General features: G+C 37.4%; 14 protein-coding genes. 13 read left to right on the forward strand and 1 reads right to left on the reverse strand.

Features of this window, described 5'->3' with window-relative positions; translation table 11 throughout:
* Nucleotides 1-91: 91 nt before the first annotated feature.
* The 9 genes from BEN74_RS16730 to BEN74_RS19515 all read left to right on the forward strand — a co-directional run bounded on the left by BEN74_RS16730 (nt 92) and on the right by BEN74_RS19515 (nt 9084).
* Entirely contained in the window at nt 92-1891 is a 1800-nt protein-coding gene (locus tag BEN74_RS16730; RefSeq protein ID WP_004739691.1) for a KAP family P-loop NTPase fold protein, read from the forward strand.
* Nucleotides 1892-1904: 13 nt separating this feature from the next.
* Nucleotides 1905-2699 (forward strand): hypothetical protein, encoded by a 795-nt coding sequence (locus BEN74_RS16735; protein WP_100249735.1) that lies wholly within the window; start codon nt 1905-1907, stop codon nt 2697-2699.
* Between the two features lie 21 nt (nt 2700-2720).
* Nucleotides 2721-3104, forward strand: coding sequence for a transposase (locus tag BEN74_RS16740; protein WP_001055589.1), 384 nt, complete (start codon nt 2721-2723; stop codon nt 3102-3104).
* A complete protein-coding gene (gene tnpB, locus BEN74_RS16745; RefSeq protein WP_000618091.1) occupies nt 3101-3436 on the forward strand; it encodes an IS66 family insertion sequence element accessory protein TnpB in 336 nt (111 codons plus the stop codon). The genes BEN74_RS16740 and tnpB overlap by 4 nt, the downstream gene beginning before the upstream one ends.
* 74 nt (nt 3437-3510) lie before the next feature.
* On the forward strand, nt 3511-5157 hold the full coding sequence (locus BEN74_RS16750) for an IS66-like element ISAba16 family transposase (RefSeq protein ID WP_001094417.1): 1647 nt from the start codon (nt 3511-3513) through the stop codon (nt 5155-5157).
* Nucleotides 5158-5218: 61 nt separating this feature from the next.
* Entirely contained in the window at nt 5219-6517 is a 1299-nt protein-coding gene (gene qatC, locus BEN74_RS16755; protein WP_068911688.1) for a Qat anti-phage system QueC-like protein QatC, read from the forward strand.
* Nucleotides 6514-7446, forward strand: a complete 933-nt coding sequence (locus tag BEN74_RS16760; protein ID WP_068907481.1) for an IS5 family transposase — start codon at nt 6514-6516, stop codon at nt 7444-7446. The genes qatC and BEN74_RS16760 overlap by 4 nt, the downstream gene beginning before the upstream one ends.
* Nucleotides 7447-7584: 138 nt before the next feature.
* Nucleotides 7585-8328 carry a Qat anti-phage system TatD family nuclease QatD gene (gene qatD / locus BEN74_RS16765; protein WP_004739688.1) on the forward strand — a complete coding sequence of 248 codons (744 nt, stop codon included), beginning with the start codon at nt 7585-7587 and terminating at the stop codon, nt 8326-8328.
* 402 nt (nt 8329-8730) lie between these two features.
* Nucleotides 8731-9084, forward strand: a complete 354-nt coding sequence (locus BEN74_RS19515; protein WP_162898205.1) for a hypothetical protein — start codon at nt 8731-8733, stop codon at nt 9082-9084.
* On the opposite strand, the gene BEN74_RS16770 is transcribed toward BEN74_RS19515, so the two are convergent.
* Nucleotides 9071-10221, reverse strand: a protein-coding gene (locus BEN74_RS16770) for an IS3 family transposase (protein ID WP_228200337.1) whose coding sequence is annotated in 2 segments (ribosomal slippage) — nt 9071-9981 and nt 9981-10221 — 1152 coding nt in all. Because the reading frame shifts where the segments join, the coding sequence is not laid out codon by codon here. The genes BEN74_RS19515 and BEN74_RS16770 overlap by 14 nt on opposite strands.
* A 90-nt stretch (nt 10222-10311) precedes the next feature.
* Between BEN74_RS16770 and BEN74_RS16775 the strand changes: the two genes are divergently transcribed.
* The 4 genes from BEN74_RS16775 (at nt 10312) to BEN74_RS19520 (ending at nt 17265) form a co-directional block, all read left to right on the forward strand.
* Nucleotides 10312-11442, forward strand: coding sequence for a hypothetical protein (locus tag BEN74_RS16775; RefSeq protein WP_068911367.1), 1131 nt, complete (start codon nt 10312-10314; stop codon nt 11440-11442).
* A 2-nt stretch (nt 11443-11444) separates the two neighbouring features.
* Nucleotides 11445-14888 carry a DEAD/DEAH box helicase family protein gene (locus tag BEN74_RS16780; protein WP_068911368.1) on the forward strand — a complete coding sequence of 1148 codons (3444 nt, stop codon included), beginning with the start codon at nt 11445-11447 and terminating at the stop codon, nt 14886-14888.
* Between the two features lie 71 nt (nt 14889-14959).
* On the forward strand, nt 14960-16837 hold the full coding sequence (locus BEN74_RS16785) for a DUF262 domain-containing protein (RefSeq protein WP_068911370.1): 1878 nt from the start codon (nt 14960-14962) through the stop codon (nt 16835-16837).
* 272 nt (nt 16838-17109) lie between these two features.
* Entirely contained in the window at nt 17110-17265 is a 156-nt protein-coding gene (locus BEN74_RS19520; protein WP_162898206.1) for a hypothetical protein, read from the forward strand.
* Nucleotides 17266-17304: the final 39 nt, after the last annotated feature.

Here is a 17304-nt window from a genome sequence, read left to right on the forward strand (position 1 = left end):
CATCTAAATTTTATTTAATCTCTAGTTAACAGTATCTAAATCCACAAAAATAAAGTAAATTTTCGAAAAATATAAATTTTCGGTAATTTTTATGTGGTCCGATATAGAATCTAAGATAGACTTTTTAAACTATTCTGAAGCATCAGAAATTATTATCAATGTTCTTCAAAATCCTCAAATGTTGCCTATCTCAATAGGCGTATTTGGGTCATGGGGAACTGGTAAATCTACGATCTTAAATCTAATTGAAAACAATCTAGAACATATTGAAAATCATGATGACTATGTAATTATTAGATTTGATGCTTGGTTATATCAGGGTTTTGATGATGCTAGGGCTTCACTATTAGAGGTCATCAATACTGAAATTTCTAAATTAGTTAAACAAGATGAAAAATTATATGAAAAAGCCTTAAGTATTGGAAAAAGAATTAATAAATTGCGAGCTTTAGGTTGGGCTGCTGAGGGCACAGCTCTTGCTTTTGGCGTTCCTACATTTGGTCTACTCTCAAAAGCCATTGATTCTATTGGCAATGGAATCAATGGCAGTGCTGGGGATGAAGATGCACAACACGTCACTGAAGCTATTAATAAAGGAAAAGAAAGCTTAAAAGATATTCTTAATGAGGAAAAAAGTTCAGCACCAAAAGAGATTACAGCTTTAAAAAATGAATTTGAAGATTTATTGGCATCTTTAAACAAAAAAGTTATTGTTTTTGTTGACAATTTAGATCGATGTCTTCCAAAGCAGACAATTGAGACTCTTGAATCTTTAAGACTATTTCTATTCATGAAGAATACAGCTTTTGTTATAGCTGCTGACGAAGAAATGGTGAGATTTGCTGTCAAAGATCATTTTAATGGGATAGATGAAAGACATATAACCGACTATCTAGATAAACTTATTCAGTTTCCTGTAAAAGTACCTCGTATTAGTACAAGAGAAGTGCGAGCTTATTTATTCTTATTGTATGCATCTATCCATGAAAACTATGCAACAGAAACAGCTAAACTAGAAAATCTTCGAAATGGATTGGAATCAAATCTGAGGCTTTCTTGGAAAGATGATCCAATTAAGGTTAAAGATGCCCTTGCCTTATTAGATGAACAGGCAGTTGATACACTTAATCTCTCTAACAACTTTTATGTCTCTGATCGTATAGCACATCTTCTAGCTGAGAATAAATACATTGAGGGTAATCCACGAATTGTAAAAAGAATGCTTAATGTCATTAGTATGCGTCAAATGATTGCTAGCGCTAGAAAAATGCCTAACGATATTGGGTTAATCACCAAAATGGCTTTATTCGAAAGATGTTGTAATTCAAAAAGTGTCTCTCTTTTATACAATACAATTAACAGTTCATCAGATGGTAAACCTAAAATATTAGAAGAATTAGAAGAATTAACAAATGATATAGATACATTTAAAAGTAAGTTACCGAAGGAATGGGAAGAACATCATGATTTCTTATTTAGTTGGTTTAGCCTAGAACCAAAGCTAAAAGGTGTAAACCTTAGACCTTTAGTATATTTGAGCAAAGAGACTGTACCTTTAAGAACTATAACAAAAGGCTTATCTAGTGATGGTGAAGCTGCATTAAAAACTTTATTGAAAGTTACGAATTCTTCTTCCAAAGCAGCAATTCAAGCTATTGGGAATATTCCTGTAGGTGAAGAGTCATTAGTTATGAATCTAATATTAGATGAATTAAATAAACATACTCATTGGGGGGCAAAACCAAATGGCTTCATAGGCGCATTTTTATTAGCTAGAGAACTAGAAGATACTAGACCTCAGTTTATACATTTCATGAACACGGTCATGGTGGAAAAAACTCCATGGTTTAGCCTATTGATAAGTAAAGAAAAATGGTTTCCAAAAAATTAAGGGGATATAAATTATGGGAACATCTACCTCAAGTAAAGGGCCAGGTAGTAAATCACCATTAGTGCCTTCATGGGCTGATAATGATGGTCAAGGTCCAGGTAACAATCAATTAGAACAACGTTTCAGAGGATTTCGAGCTGCCTTAGGACAAGCCGCTTCAGCTAGCGGGGGAAATACAAATAGTCTAAAAAAAGCTCTTGGTCATTATGCAAAGAGTGCTACTGGTGGTAAATCTAATGGAGCTAGACGATTTAGCTCTATGGTGGGAGCCGGCGGTAGTTTATTTGATACCTTAAAGTCTTTGCAATCAGGTTCAGATACTAAGTTTCTAAATCTTTCTGATTTACAAGGGCAACCTGTAGATGTCGTAATTGATCAAATCATTGATTCTATTATCGATATTAACGGAGACTCAGAGCGTATTAGAGCTGCAATGAATGAAGCTCTAGCAGAGGCTTTAGATGGATTCTCGACTTTCGATTTTTCAAAAATTACCGATGATATTATTGTAGATATGATGATTAATTATCTCACCCAATGTATTTTTGAACAAATTATTCTAGATTCGAAAACAGCATTAGATAAAGCTGATACACCAGAAAAAGTAGAAATGATTGAATCAAGCCTATTGGAATTAATTAAAACATCAGTTGATTTGAATTTTGGAATACATTTAGAAAACATCAATACACTTAACAAACAAGATATTGAAACAATACAAAAAAATGCGATCCAAGATATTTGTAAGCATCCGGCTAACACAGCCTTACCAAGCGATCCTATAAGCCTTAATTTAGTTCCCACCTAAAAACAAGTGGGGACTTAATCCATGAACATGGATATATATTCAGCAACACCTCCTGTTGCTAAAAAACGCAGAACATACAGCAAAGAATTCAAACTCAGTATTGTCAATGCCTGTAAAAATCCTAATACCTCGATCGCTTCGGTCGCACTGCAACATAGTATTAATGCCAACCTTGTCAGTCGTTGGATCAGGATCTTCAGCCATCATGAGGGTGCCGTGCAGGATCCTACTCATGTGAATCCAGCATTTATTGCTTTGCCTTACACTGCTGCAATCAGCCAACCTATTGATGAGAGGATCACGTTGTGTATCACCGTGCCTCATACGAATAATGATATTCAGCTAAAATGGCAGACATCAGAAATACCTGCCTTGGCAGAATTACTCAAGGCACTTGCAACATGATCCGCATTGATGAAATCTGGTTGTCTACTCAGCCCATGGACATGCGTGCAGGTATGGATACGACCATGGCTCAGGTGGTGAGAGCCTTTGGCTACATCAAACCGCATTGTGCTTACCTGTTCTGTAATAAACGTGGCCATCGCATGAAAGTACTGGTACATGATGGACTGGGCATCTGGCTGTGTGCCCGGCGGCTGGAACAGGGCAAATTTCACTGGGCTCAAGTTCACCAAGGTGAAACCGTGGCCCTCAGCCCGGAACAGTTACAGGCACTGATCCAAGGTTTGCCCTGGCAGCGCATTGGACGACAGCAGGTGGTGACGATGCTTTAAACCAGGCTGTTCCATTCTGCTATTCTCCAAACGTTCTATTTCATTCTTCTCATGACCTCAGGCATACTGCGGTCATGAATACGCTGCCTGACTTAAGCCAACTGACCCATGAACAACTGCTGGAATTCACCAGACAGTTGGCGATGCAGCATCAGTCTCTAGCACAATCAAATCAAGAATTAGAAAAATCAAACCAGCAATTGGATGCCAAAGTTCAACATCTTGAAGTCACCAATCAGCAATTAGATTCTAAAGTTCAACATCTTTCTATTCTCAATCAAAAATACGAGCATGAACTCGCACTATTTAAACAGCACAAATTCGGCAGTAAAAACGAACATCTCACTGCAAAACAAATCCACCTGTGGGATGAAGCGGTTGAAGAAGATATTGCTGCGGTTGATCTAGAACTGGAACGGCTAAATGCAGATAAAACCGATGCAGCGACACAGAAAGCCAAAACCAATAAACCTAAACGTCGACCACTGCCAGATCATCTACACACCATCCGTATTGAGCATGAACCTGCATCAACCCAATGCGCTTGTGGCTGCCAACTCCGTCGTATCGGCGAAGATGTCAGTGAAAAACTGCATTTCAGACCGGCACAGTTCTATAAGGAACAGCATGTGCGTGGTAAATGGGTCTGTGATCAGTGTGACACCCTGACTCAGCAAGCGATGCCCGCCTATGTGATTGATAAAGGCATTGCTTCACCTGAACTGCTCAGCCATGTTTTGGTATCGAAATATGCCGATCATTTGCCGCTGTACCGTCAACGTCTGATCTATCAGCGGGCGGGAATCGAACTTTCTAGATCAACTTTATCTGACTGGATAGGTCGCTGCGGTGTAGAACTGGAACCTCTAGCCAATGCCTTAAAAGAGGTGGTACTACAACAGCAGGTGCTGCATGCAGATGAAACACCGGTCACCATCATGCGGATGGGTGAGAATGATAAAAAACCGAAGAAAGGTTATGTCTGGGCCTATGCCACTACACAGTACAATCCAGTTCAGGCGGTGATCTATGACTTTCAGGATAGTCGTTCAGGCCAGCATGCTGCAGAGTTCTTGAAAGGCTGGCAGGGTTATCTAGTCTGTGATGATTACAGTGGTTATAAAGCACGCTTTAAATCAGGCCAGGTCATTGAGGTGGGCTGCATGGCCCATGCACGTCGTAAATTCCATGAACTGCATGTAACTGGGAAAAGTCAGGTCGCTGAACAGGCATTAGTGCTGATTCAGAAACTGTATGCGATAGAAGCAGAGCTCAGGAAAAAGACCGATGGTACAGCGGAAGACCGCCGCGAATACCGACAACAGCATAGTCAACCAGTGATGCAACAACTATATGAATGGCTCAACCAACATCATCTGACAGTGCCATCGAGTTCTCCCACCGCCAAGGCCATCAATTACACTCTGAAGCGTTGGCCAGCTTTAAGCCGCTATCTGGATGATGGCAATCTACCTATTTGCAATAATTGGGTCGAGAATCAGATGCGTCCCTGGGCGTTGGGGCGCAAGAACTGGCTGTTTGCAGGTTCGCTGCGCAGTGGTCAGCGAGCGGCAAACATCATGACGTTAATCCAGTCAGCAAAGCTGAATGGCTTGGATCCGTATGCCTATTTAAGTGATGTGCTGAAAAGGCTGCCGACACATAAAGTGACCCAGATTGAAGAGTTACTGCCACACTGCTGGAAACCTAAATCGAATTAAAATTGGTATGGGATTCAGCGGACGCTTACAGATATTTGGAGTGAATGGGAGGATAACTTAAATGATTGAGCTCTATTTTGATACAGATAACACTCAGTTACCTCCTTTATCAGATAGTTTGATTCCTGTTCATCTATATGGTTCCCCAGCACAAAATGGTCAATATGCAAGTATTGGTCGCCCTTTATTGAATGAAATAAAAAGGATCAAAGAGGATTTAGATGAAACTGCATTAGATTTTTTGACTATAGCTATGGCCATTACTGCAGCTGATACATTTGTTGAGAGAAACAAACAAGCTGAAGATGGATGGTGTCGAGAATTTAAGCTTTCAATTCCACTTATCAATCCAAATCTATGGCTTCCACAAATTGAATTATTGAAAGAAATTATGCACTTTTTGAGTGGAGACTTGTGGCATTTTCAATTTAGGACAGGAAGTTTTGTTTGGCCAGATAAGATCAAACGTGGTCGTAAAATACCTCTAGCTGGGCATGACTCTGCATGTCTTTTTTCAGGTGGATTAGATAGTGCTATTGGCATTATTGATTTAACCTCGAAAAATATTAACCCTGTGTTAATCAGTCATGCTTATGCTAGAGATAAATCTAAACAAGATAATCTATATAATTTATTGGGTTTGAAAAATTCGAAATTTCAAGTTATTGCATATCCAAGAAAGGCTGGTGATATTCCAACTGACGTACAAATGAGGACAAGAAGTTTTAATTTTATAGCTTTCGGCGCATTAATCAGTACCGCAATCAGCCAACATCATCAAGCAGGTAAAGTAACGACCTTATATGTGCCAGAAAATGGTTTGATCTCTATTAATCCACCTCTTACTCCTCGCCGAATTGGTTCTTTGAGCACTAGAACAACTCATCCTCATTATATGAACCTCTTAAACGAATTGTTTAAGCGAGTTCATTTACCAGTGTTTTTAGAAAATCCTTACCAGTTTATGACTAAAGGTGAGATGATGCAAAACTGTTCAAATAAGATAGTTTTGAAGCAGATTGCCAAAGATACGGTGTCTTGTGGTAAGTGGAAAAGAACAGGAATTCAGTGCGGCAAGTGTGTTCCATGTATAATAAGAAGAGCCTCGTTCAATTCAGCAGCTATACCTGATCAAACAGTAGATTACGTTTATAAACACTTGGATTTAGTAATAAAAGATCCAGATAATCGTGATGATCTTATGTCAATGATTCTAGCTATTAGAAAATTGAAAAAGGCAAGAAACCCTAATATTTGGATCTCTAAGTCAGGAGCATTGCCTACTGATTTACATATCAGAAAGGCTTTGTTGCACAAACCTATCTGTAAAGGCTTTTTCAGCGATATAATTTTCAAATGAAGAAGCCTATACACAAAATCTATCGCACAACCAATTGGCCCGCATATAACCGAGCACTCATGAGTCGCGGAAATATTGCCATTTGGTTTGATCCTGCTACGCAATGGTATGCTCCATCAAAAGGCAAACAAGGGCGAAATCAAACCTACTCCGACGCAGCTATCCAATGCTGCTTAATGATTAAATCCTTATTCCGTCTATCTTTACGTATGGTCACTGGCTTTGTGCAAAGTCTGATTAAACTTTGTGGATTAAATTGGACCGCACCAGATTACAGTACGCTTTGCAGAAGACAAAAACATATTGATATTGCGATTAATTATCAAAAAAGCAGTGGTGGGCTTAACTTGCTGGTAGACTCTACCGGTCTAAAGTTTTTAGGTGAAGGTGAATGGAAAAGGAAGAAACATGGACCTGAATATCGTCGCCAATGGCGTAAACTTCATATTGGTATAGATGCTGAAACCCTTCAAATACGCGCCATTCAACTCACTACAAATAATGTGAGTGATTCACAAGTGCTTGGTGATTTACTCGATCAGATTCCACAAGATGAGCAGATTGACTCTGTTTATACCGATGGAGCTTATGACACCAAGCAATGCCGTCAGGTCATTGCAGATCGGCAAGCGCATGCGGTGATTCCACCTAGAAAAAATGCGAAACCATGGAAAGATACAAAGATCAGCTCGCTAGCGCGAAATGAATTACTTCGAACAGTTAAACGTTTAGGCAGGACATTATGGAAAAAATGGTCCGGCTATCATTGCCGAAGTTTGGTCGAAACTAAGATGCATTGCATCAAATTATTGGGGGATAAACTCAGTGCAAGAAAATTTGATAGCCAAGTCAATGAAATTCATGCACGTGTAGCAGTCCTCAACAGATTTACGGAATTAGGTCGACCACTTACCCAAGTTACGCCTTAAATTTGGCTCAATTAGGGGGCTTTGTATTTCAAATCTTTGTGCAACAAAGCCTATCAGAAATCAAATTTTAGATACAGTGGTTCGAGGATTTAAAGAAGTCGAAGACTATTTAAAGTCACAATCTTTAGGTGTTAATATTTGATTTACCCTTACATTGATTTCCATTGCCATTTAGATTTATATGATGATCCACATGCAGTAGCGAAAGCATGTGGAGATTCTAAAAGTTATATATTATCTGTAACAACAACACCTAAAGCGTGGTTTGGGACAGATAAATTAACTCGTCATGGTTCAAGAATCAAAACAGCATTGGGTTTACATCCTCAAATAGCTCATGAACGTTATGACGAACTTGGGCTATTTGATTCATTAGTTGATCAAACTAGATACATTGGTGAAATCGGACTAGATGGTTCACCCAACTTCCGAAAACATGCGGAAATACAAAAAAAGGTTTTTTCACATATATTAAAAAAAACTAATAGCGGATCAGCTAAAATTTTAACAATACACAGTCTTAGAGCAATAAAACCTGTTATAGAACTCTTAAATGAAAATTTTGATAACGGTATACCAGTGCTCCATTGGTTTACAGGCAATCTTTCTGAGTTAAGAGAGGCTTTGAAAGCTGGATGTTGGTTTTCAATAAATGAGCGAATGTTAAAAACAGAAAAAGGACGACAGTTAGTTCAGCATATACCAAAAAATCTGATCCTTACGGAAACCGATGGTCCATTCATTGTGAAAACAGGTACTCCTTTATTGCCAGGTCAGGTTCAACCAGTTATTAATGAACTTGCGGACTTATGGAGGAGTAATTCAAATGAAGCTGCTGCTCAAATTTATGAAAACTTTAAGTATCTTCTAACTAATAATTAAGGTGGTATCTATTCATAGGCTCTATTTATTATTTTAATCTCTGTTGGCTCATAAGGAACAGGTGGTTCAGTTGGAATAAGAAATAATTTTATTATTTCACCCACATTAATTTTTTTAATTTATCTTCGACGGCTTAAAGTGTAAATTTATGAACGATTTTTTGCGGTATTTATAGTTAAATTTACGAAAAATAAATTAATTGTAAATTTATAATTTTTATTTTCATTTTAAACAATGTCTTAGGTGTTTAAATATTTTTTTAAGTAAATATAACCATACAATACGGTACATTCGAAGATTCTATATAAAAATAATTTCGAACACTCTAGTTGGTTAACTTTATTAAATCAGTCAATTGAAAACGCAAAAAAATTAATAAATAAAGAACGATATTCCTTTGGTATGGCAATTGATGATTATGAAGTAAAGAATGCTTTGTCGTTAACTTATGATTTATTTCCTTATGATGAAGTTTCTCCTATCGTTATTAATCATCATCCTCAAGGTTCTGGTGGAAGATTATCTAGAACACACGAATACTTTATTCATGCGTCGCCATCTAATTGTCCTGCATTATTAGGTAAGCCTAAAGATAATAAAGAAGAGGATAGAAGCTTCATGCGTAGTGGTACTGGAGAGAATAACTTCAGATATGGACGTTGGAGAAGTTTTTATGCCTTATTGGTAGATTTAAAGAATAAAGTGATAGGCGTAGAACAACCACTGAATAGCCACCAAAACTCTAGACACACATAACCATCTTTTGATGGGACTTTTCATAATCTAATGGAGAACGTTGTCCATTGGAACCATGTCTTCTTTTTGAGTTATAAAACATTTCAATATATTCAAAGATATCTGACCTCGCTTCAGTTCTTGATGCATAGTTTCTCTTCTTAACTCGTTCCCGTTTTAATAGCTGGAAAAAGCTTTCTGCAACAGCATTATCATGGCAATTGCCTCTACGACTCATACTGCATTCCAAATTATGTTGTTTAAGGAATGCTTGCCATTCATGACTGGTATATTGGCTGCCTTGGTCAGAATGAATCAAAACCTTGTTCTTTGGTTTTCTCCGCCATAAAGCCATCAATAACGCATCTAGCACAAGATCTGTAGTCATTCTTGATTTCATAGACCACCCAACAACAAGGCGTGAAAATAGATCAATTACAACAGCAAGATATAACCAACCTTCATGTGTACGAATATACGTAATGTCTGTTACCCACTTCCGATTAGGCTGAGTTGGATTAAACTGTCGTTCTAAGGTGTTTGCGGAAACAATACTTGGCGTACCTGCATAAGATCTAGGCTTGCGATAGCCGCGCTGTGATTTAAGCCCATTCGCTTTCATTAACCTATGCACCCGGTTGATACCGCAATTTTCGCCAACATCTTTCAAATCACAGTGAATCTTGCGATAGCCGTAGACTCCGCCAGATTCCAGCCAGAACTGTTTAATCAATCCTGAAAGCTGTTGTCGTTTCCTCGCAGTTTTACTAGTGGGTTGTTTCAACCATGCGTAATAACCACTGTGATGAACATCTAGAGTCGAACATAAACGACGAACAGACCATATGTGCTGATTGTCCTGAATAAAGGCATACCTCATTTGGACTGGCTTGCGAAGTACACCGCGGCTTTTTTTAATATGTCCCTTTCTTCAGTAACTCTTTGCAACTCCTTTTTTAGCTTTGCCAATTCTGAAACTGCATCCCTAGAGTCTGTGATTTTAGGTTCTTGAGGAGCATAACGCTTGATCCAAGCATAAAGACTATGCGTGGTTGTACCTAAACGTGCGGCAACTTCAGCCACGCTATGACCTTTTTCAGTCACTTGCTTTACTGCTTCAATTTTGAATTCTTCAGGGTATCGTTTGCTACTGCTCATAAGCACCTCGTTAATTAGCCATTTTATCTAACTAAAAGGTGTCTACAAAATCGGTGGCTATTCACACCTCTGTTAGGACAAGATTATCCATTGGGTGAAACAGAAGATGGGTTGAAGCGAATTTATCCAATAAATTCTCAAAATGAAGAACGAGTCTGGCGATCGTCCTATGAGACTGGAAAGAGAAGAGTTGAAAATAATGAAATATTTTTAACTGATAGAGGGGCTGTTAAGCAGAAGATTTTCCATGAAGATAAGAGAGAAACGCTTTTTAGTAACTGGATTGGTACTGATTTCAATGCAGGCACACAAGGAACTAACATACTAGATTCTTTAGGCTTAGGAGGGAAATTTGATTATCCAAAATCTATAAAAACCCTTGAATTAACTTTTTGGATGCAATCTTATGGGAAGTCAGATTATCAAATGATTGATTTCTTTGGCGGTTCAGGGACATCTGCTCATGCTGTTATCAACAATAATAGAGAAGATGACGTAAATAAAACAAGGAAATTCATAGTAATAGAACAAGGTGAGTATTTTGATACAGTCATTAAACCACGTATTCAAAAGGTCGTTTATGCCTCAGATTGGAAAGATGGTAACCCCCTTAATCCTGAATCCGGCATTAGCCATTGTTTAAAAGTCCTTAAACTTGAAAGCTATGAAGACACCTTAAATAACCTAGAGTTGGTACGTACTAGCCAACAACAAAAACTATTTGAGGGTTCAGGGCAGGAACGATTCGACCAATATCTCATGAACTATATGCTTGAGATCGAAAGCAAAGGTTCATTGCTTAATGTCAAAGATTTCCTAAAACCATTTGACTACCAAATGAATATCACCACAGATAGTGCTGGTGCATACGAACGCCGTCATGTGGACTTGGTTGAAACCTTTAACTACCTGATTGGTATGTATGTCGATTATGCCGACTACCAACTTGAAAAAGGTTATGTTCAAATCACAGGTCATTTACGTACTGGTGAATACACCACAGTGCTATGGCGTGACTGCGAAAAAATTGGCTACCAAGAACTGGATGCTTTATTAGCAAAGCTTAAAATTAATCCAAATGACAACGAATACCAACTAATCTATATTAATGGTGACCACAACATTGCCAACCGCTATACCACGCAGGATGGGCAAGAAAAACAACTCAAAGTGCGTTCAATAGAAAAAGAATTTTTAACGCGTATGTTTGAGGGGGCTTAAAGATGGCAAAGGCAACGAAAACAACACAAAAAGCGGTAAAAGCCAATTTTCATGACCAGCTTATTCTAAGCAAATGGTCATGGGCCAAGTTTAATCCAAACTACCTACAAGCCATGCGTGACAGTTTGGATCATCCGCAATTTGAAGGTATAGAAACTGAAGGACAAGAAGCAGGTCAAACCAAATTTTTTGTCGAACTGACACGAGATTTAGTCGGTAAGCATCATATTGATACCGATACATTGCGCCGTTATGACTTAAATATTGTCAAACATTGGGAAAGTATTAGTCTTAAGCGTAATGAGATTGAAGGGCAAGTGCTGAATTTAAAGTACTTCCAATATCTATCTTTATTGTTCACTGAACTCTATTTGGACCAATATTTTAATCATCAACAGACCATGCTTGATGAGTTAAATCACGCCGTAGCGGAATTTAACCAAGCGCAAAAGGCGATGAGTGAACAGTTTCAACCTTATGAAGCTGATGACCTCAATAAAATTGCATTTTGGAATGCGACGGGCAGTGGTAAGACACTGCTGATGCACGTCAATATTTTGCAATTTTTAGACTATTACCAAGCATCGCACGGTGGGAATAGCTATCCTGAACAAATCATTTTATTGACCCCAAACGAAGGCCTTAGCCAACAGCATCTTAAAGAGTTTAGAGACTCAGGTCTACATGCCACATTCTTTGATAAGCAAAAGAGTTTTAGTGGTTTGTATCGAAATGAGATCCAGATTATCGATATCAATAAACTAGCCGAAAAAGATGGTGATAAAACCGTTGCCGTAGAAACTTTAGAAGGTAAAAATCTAGTCCTGATTGATGAAGGTCATCGAGGCACCAGTAGTGCTGGTGTATGGATGGAACGTCGTGATGTACTGACACGCAATGGTTTTAGTTTTGAATATTCTGCTACCTTTGGTCAGGCGGTGAGTAAGGCCGAAAACGTCTATAAACGTTTTGAAGATGTCAAAAAGCAAAAAGCCAAGATGCTGTTTAATGGCACAACATTCTCAAAATTATCTGATGCTCAACTGGAACAGGTTCAGTTGGATGACTTAGAAAAACAAAAGTTCCGCCGTGAAGCATTACGCGAAGTTTATGCAAAGAGCATTTTGTTTGATTACTCATATCGTTACTTCTATGCCGATGGTTATGGTAAAGAAGTCAGCATTCTCAATATGAAAGACTACCAAGCAGAAGATGAGCGCAATCTTTATCTCACTGCTTGTCTCTTGGGCTTCTACCAACAGCAATATTTGTTTGAAAAAAACAAAACCAAGCTGGCTCAATTTAATATTGAAAAACCGCTATGGGTATTTGTGGGTAACAAGGTCAATGATGATGATTCTGATATCTTGGCCATCGTAAAATTCTTATCTGAATTTTTAGATCCACAAAACAAAGCCAAAATTATGGGTTGGCTAACAGACTTGATTCGTAATACATCACGTTTGGTAGATGCGAATGGCCATAATATTTTCACCAATCGCTTTATTGCTTTGCATGGCCAAGAGCCGGAACAACTCTATCAAGAGATCTTAAAGCATTTCTTTAATACCACAGCAAACTTACGTTTAAATGTAATTCGTATTACCGCCAACAAAGGCGAATTACGTTTACAGGTCGGTGAAAATACACCTTTTGCAGTGATTAATGTAGGGGATGAAAAAGGCCTCTATGACATGTGCTTAGAGAATGAAAAAACGCATTATCTTAATGCACGTACTGACGACTTTTCTCCATCGTTATTCCCAACTCTAAATGATGACGACAGCCAAACCCATCTATTAGTTGGTTCGCGTAAGTTTACCGAAGGCTGGAGCAGTTGGCGTGTGTCTACCATGGGCTTGTTAAACATGGGGACAGGCGAAGGTGCGCAAATTATTCAGCTCTTTGGTCGTGGCGTGCGTTTAAAAGGTGAGAACTTTTCACTGAAACGAACTCCAAGAGAAATTTGCCAAAAAGCAGAACATAAAGGCCTACATCTAGACCTGATGCAAACGCTGAATATCTTTGGTTTACGTGCGAACTATATGGAACAGTTTAAAGCCTACTTAGAAGATGAAGGCATTATTCTGAATCAAGATCTCGTAACCTTAGATTTTCCAACCAATAAAATCCATGCCACACGTTTAAAAACCTTAGTGCTAAAAGATGGCTATAAGGACAATCAGGCGAATGGATTTAAGGCACAGCGTAAGCTATCAATGTTTGAGATTCCGAAGGAATTTGAAGGAAAGATCAAACAGCCACATGTGGTATTAGACTTATATCCAAGACTGCAAGCATTACATACCGATAAGTCAAAGCTGAATACAGCAGAATCTGTAGATAAGCGCCAAACACATGATATCTCGCGAGACATTATGTGCTTATTTGATTTCGACGACATCTATTTACAGTTACAGCAGTATAAATTTCAACGTGGTTATCATAACTTGCGTTTATATATTGAAGGTTTACGTGAGTTTTGTGGCCGTGATATGTCATTAAAACAGAATGATTGGTACACCTTGAAGGTGGATGCTTCTGAATTAAGCAATGACATGAAAGGTATTCAGAAGCAACAAGGCATTCTGATTGAGCTGTTAAAAGCGTATATGGATAAGTTCTATAACGCGCTTAAAAATGCGTATGAAGGTCAATTCTACGAAGTCAAAGAATTTGATCTTAATGATGATGTCTTACCTATTGATATTTGTAAGCAATATACATTAACAGCGAAACCTGATCGCAATGAAGATGCAGAACTGGCATTTGAACGTTTAGTCGAGCTTAAAGAGTTAGTGGCGAAAGGCGATGTAGAGAAACTTGCGCCTTGGAAACAAGATGGTAGCTTTAGAGCGATTACGTTTGATCGTCATTTGTTCTATCCACTCTTTGATAAAACAGATGAAAGCCTGCCATTTACATGGTCACCTATGTTGTTTGACTACACCAAAGGTACGCAAAGTAGTGAAGTGAAATTTGTCATGGATCTTCAAGCGTATATTAATCAAGCTAAGCATGTTGAAGAGTTAAAAAACTATAGTCTGTATTTACTTCGTAATGCTGACAGCAAATATAAAGGTTTAGGTTTTGCCTTGGCGGGTAACTTCTATCCAGACTTTTTATTGTGGTTGGTACATAAAGAAACGGGCATGCAGTATTTAACCTTAGTTGATCCAAAAGGTCTACGTAACATGGATCATGATCATGCCAAAATTAAATTGCATCAAGAGATTAAAAGCATTGAGGCTAAAGTGGGTGATCCAAACTTAGTGCTTAATAGCTTTATTTTGTCGATCACGCCAATGAAGGACATCATCAACAACAGTCTGACGCAGGAAGAATATGCGGAGCGCAATGTGCTGTTTATGGTGGGAGATGATCGGACTTATTTGGATCAGTTGTTTGCTAAAATTTTAGAGCAACAGATGAAGTTTGCGGCTTAATTTATCCAGATAATAACGTGTCCAAATGAGTGAATTATGGACACTAACCTTAATTTATAAAGAGCTTATACATGTCAGGCCAGTACGAAAAACCGTTAACGATTAAAGAAGCGGTAAATGCGATTCAATGCAATGATTTTTTACTCCCAGCCATTCAACGGAAATTTGTTTGGTCAAGTAATCAAATATGCCAATTATTTGATTCTATTTTAAGAGGCTATCCAATCAATTCATTTATGATGTGGGAGATTACAGACCCAGAAATTAAAAAAAATTATAAGTTTTATCAATTCTTGACGAAGTATTGCCAGCGATTTAATGAAGAAAACCCACATGTTGATGTAAATGCAAGTACTAAGAATTTTAAAGCGATCATAGATGGACAACAACGATTAACATCATTGTACATTGGCTTATGCAGTACATATGCTTATAAGCAACCACGTGTTTGGTGGCCGACAGCTTATGATGAGGATGTATTACCGCCTAGAAAATTGTATATAGATCTAGAAAAGCCAATAGATAATGATGACGAATCTATGATGCATTACAACTTAAAATTTTTGACTGATGAACAATTTAAACAAGTAAATAGTTCAGCAATGAAGAATTGGTTGTGCTTACATGACATATTGAATATGCCAAATGTAGATTTGGCAGATGCTATTCTAAAAGTAGTTCTACCGGAACTAGCTCGTCGTAATTTGGCGACCAATAATTTTGCATCAGAAACCTTATTGAAACTCTATATGGCGGTTCATAAAGAACAATTAATTCATTACTTTAATGAAAAAAGTCAAGAAGTAGATCATGTTCTTGATGTGTTTATCCGTACCAACAGTGGTGGTACTAAGTTATCTTTTTCTGATTTACTCATGTCTATTGCGGTAGCTAACTGGCAAGGAGATTTCAGGAAAGAAATTGAAAACCTAACAAATTGGCTATATCAATCGCAAGATTTAGGATTTTACATAGAACGTGATTGGATATTAAAAACCTCATTAATGTTAATTGATGAAGATGTACGTTTTAAAGTCAAAAATTTTACAGCAGATCGAGTTCAAACTATTCAATTACAATGGGATACAATCAAAGCTTGTATCAAGGAAACTTTTAAGTTAATTAGAAAGTTTGGAATCAATGCACAGTCACTTACATCTAAGAATGCAGTAATACCAATATGTTACTACCTTTACAAGAAGGGTGATGAAAATGGTGATCCGCTATATTTAACAATTAATGATCTTGCTAAACATAATGAAGAGCGTGCCAAGATAAGCCAATGGTTCTATATGGTTTTACTGAAAGGTATTTTTGGTGGTCAGGCAGATTCAATCATCTCAACGATGAGAAGAGTGCTGAAAGCAAATATGGCAGAGCCATTATTTCCGTTAGAACAAATCATTAAAAATTATGAGGCTACTAACAAAGATTTAAGATTTGATGATGCTTATATCGAGAGCATGTTAAATATTCAGTATGGCGAAGCGAGATGTAGATCTGTCTTACATCTTTTATTCCCAGAACTAAAAGCGACTGAAAACTTCCATATGGATCACTTACATCCACAATGGTTATTTACTAAGAGGAATATTTCTAAATATGATGCTTTTACCATAGAGCAAAAAGAATTTTATACCAATGCTAGTCATTGGAACTCAATTGCCAATTTGCATCTCTTAAATGATTCTTTAAATATGTCGAAAAATGGCATGTTATTAGGAGAGTGGATTAAGTCTAATCAACATGGATTTGTAGTGAAGGATCTATTAATTGATGAAACAATATCTTTAGAATTCGAATGTTTTGAAGAGTTTTATCGTGCTAGACGAAAGGCTCTGAAAGAAAGATTTGAGAAAAGAGTTTTCATGCTAACAGATCAAAATATCTTGTCTTTAGTTAACATTAGAGAAGATGTGCTTGATGATTCAGAAATAGAAGAAGAATAAATTTTTGTAGTACTCTTTTCTTATTAAATCCGATACCTAACTAAAGATTACAGTAGTAATCTTTAGTTCAATAAACGAAATTTTTCTACGAGAGCGGTGGCAGTCCATATCGAAGATATTCTCAAGAACTATTGAGCTGAATACTTGAACTTAAAGTAAAATTAAGCCTTTAGTACTATTGATTTTTTTATTTTTTTGATAGATATTTAAGTTTATATTTCTAATAGTAGAAATATTTTAAATAACTTAAGAATACTTTAAGAGAGGGTTCTATGGAAATTCAAGATGACAAATTGAATATCGAAGAAGTACAGCAATTAACATCTAAATTAGCATGTGTTAACAGTGTAACAATTGATATCAATGAGCGTGAAAAACTAGAACAAGATTTGAATGCTATGTTTGGTCAGTGGTATGAAGGCGACTAAATAGCATACTCAGTTAGCCAATGGTTCATTGGCTAGCTT

Origin of the sequence: Acinetobacter sp. WCHAc010034, from assembly GCF_001696615.3 — a bacterium.
Classification (GTDB): domain Bacteria; phylum Pseudomonadota; class Gammaproteobacteria; order Pseudomonadales; family Moraxellaceae; genus Acinetobacter.

Coding starts and splice junctions, on each gene's coding strand:
- BEN74_RS16730 (WP_004739691.1), top strand. CDS start 92: ATGTGGTCCGATATAGAATCTAAGATAGACTTTTTAAACTATTCTGAA.
- BEN74_RS16735 (WP_100249735.1), top strand. CDS start 1,905: ATGGGAACATCTACCTCAAGTAAAGGGCCAGGTAGTAAATCACCATTA.
- BEN74_RS16740 (WP_001055589.1), top strand. CDS start 2,721: ATGAACATGGATATATATTCAGCAACACCTCCTGTTGCTAAAAAACGC.
- tnpB (WP_000618091.1), top strand. CDS start 3,101: ATGATCCGCATTGATGAAATCTGGTTGTCTACTCAGCCCATGGACATG.
- BEN74_RS16750 (WP_001094417.1), top strand. CDS start 3,511: ATGAATACGCTGCCTGACTTAAGCCAACTGACCCATGAACAACTGCTG.
- qatC (WP_068911688.1), top strand. CDS start 5,219: ATGATTGAGCTCTATTTTGATACAGATAACACTCAGTTACCTCCTTTA.
- BEN74_RS16760 (WP_068907481.1), top strand. CDS start 6,514: ATGAAGAAGCCTATACACAAAATCTATCGCACAACCAATTGGCCCGCA.
- BEN74_RS19515 (WP_162898205.1), top strand. CDS start 8,731: ATGGCAATTGATGATTATGAAGTAAAGAATGCTTTGTCGTTAACTTAT.
- BEN74_RS16780 (WP_068911368.1), top strand. CDS start 11,445: ATGGCAAAGGCAACGAAAACAACACAAAAAGCGGTAAAAGCCAATTTT.
- BEN74_RS16785 (WP_068911370.1), top strand. CDS start 14,960: ATGTCAGGCCAGTACGAAAAACCGTTAACGATTAAAGAAGCGGTAAAT.
- BEN74_RS19520 (WP_162898206.1), top strand. CDS start 17,110: ATGGAAATTCAAGATGACAAATTGAATATCGAAGAAGTACAGCAATTA.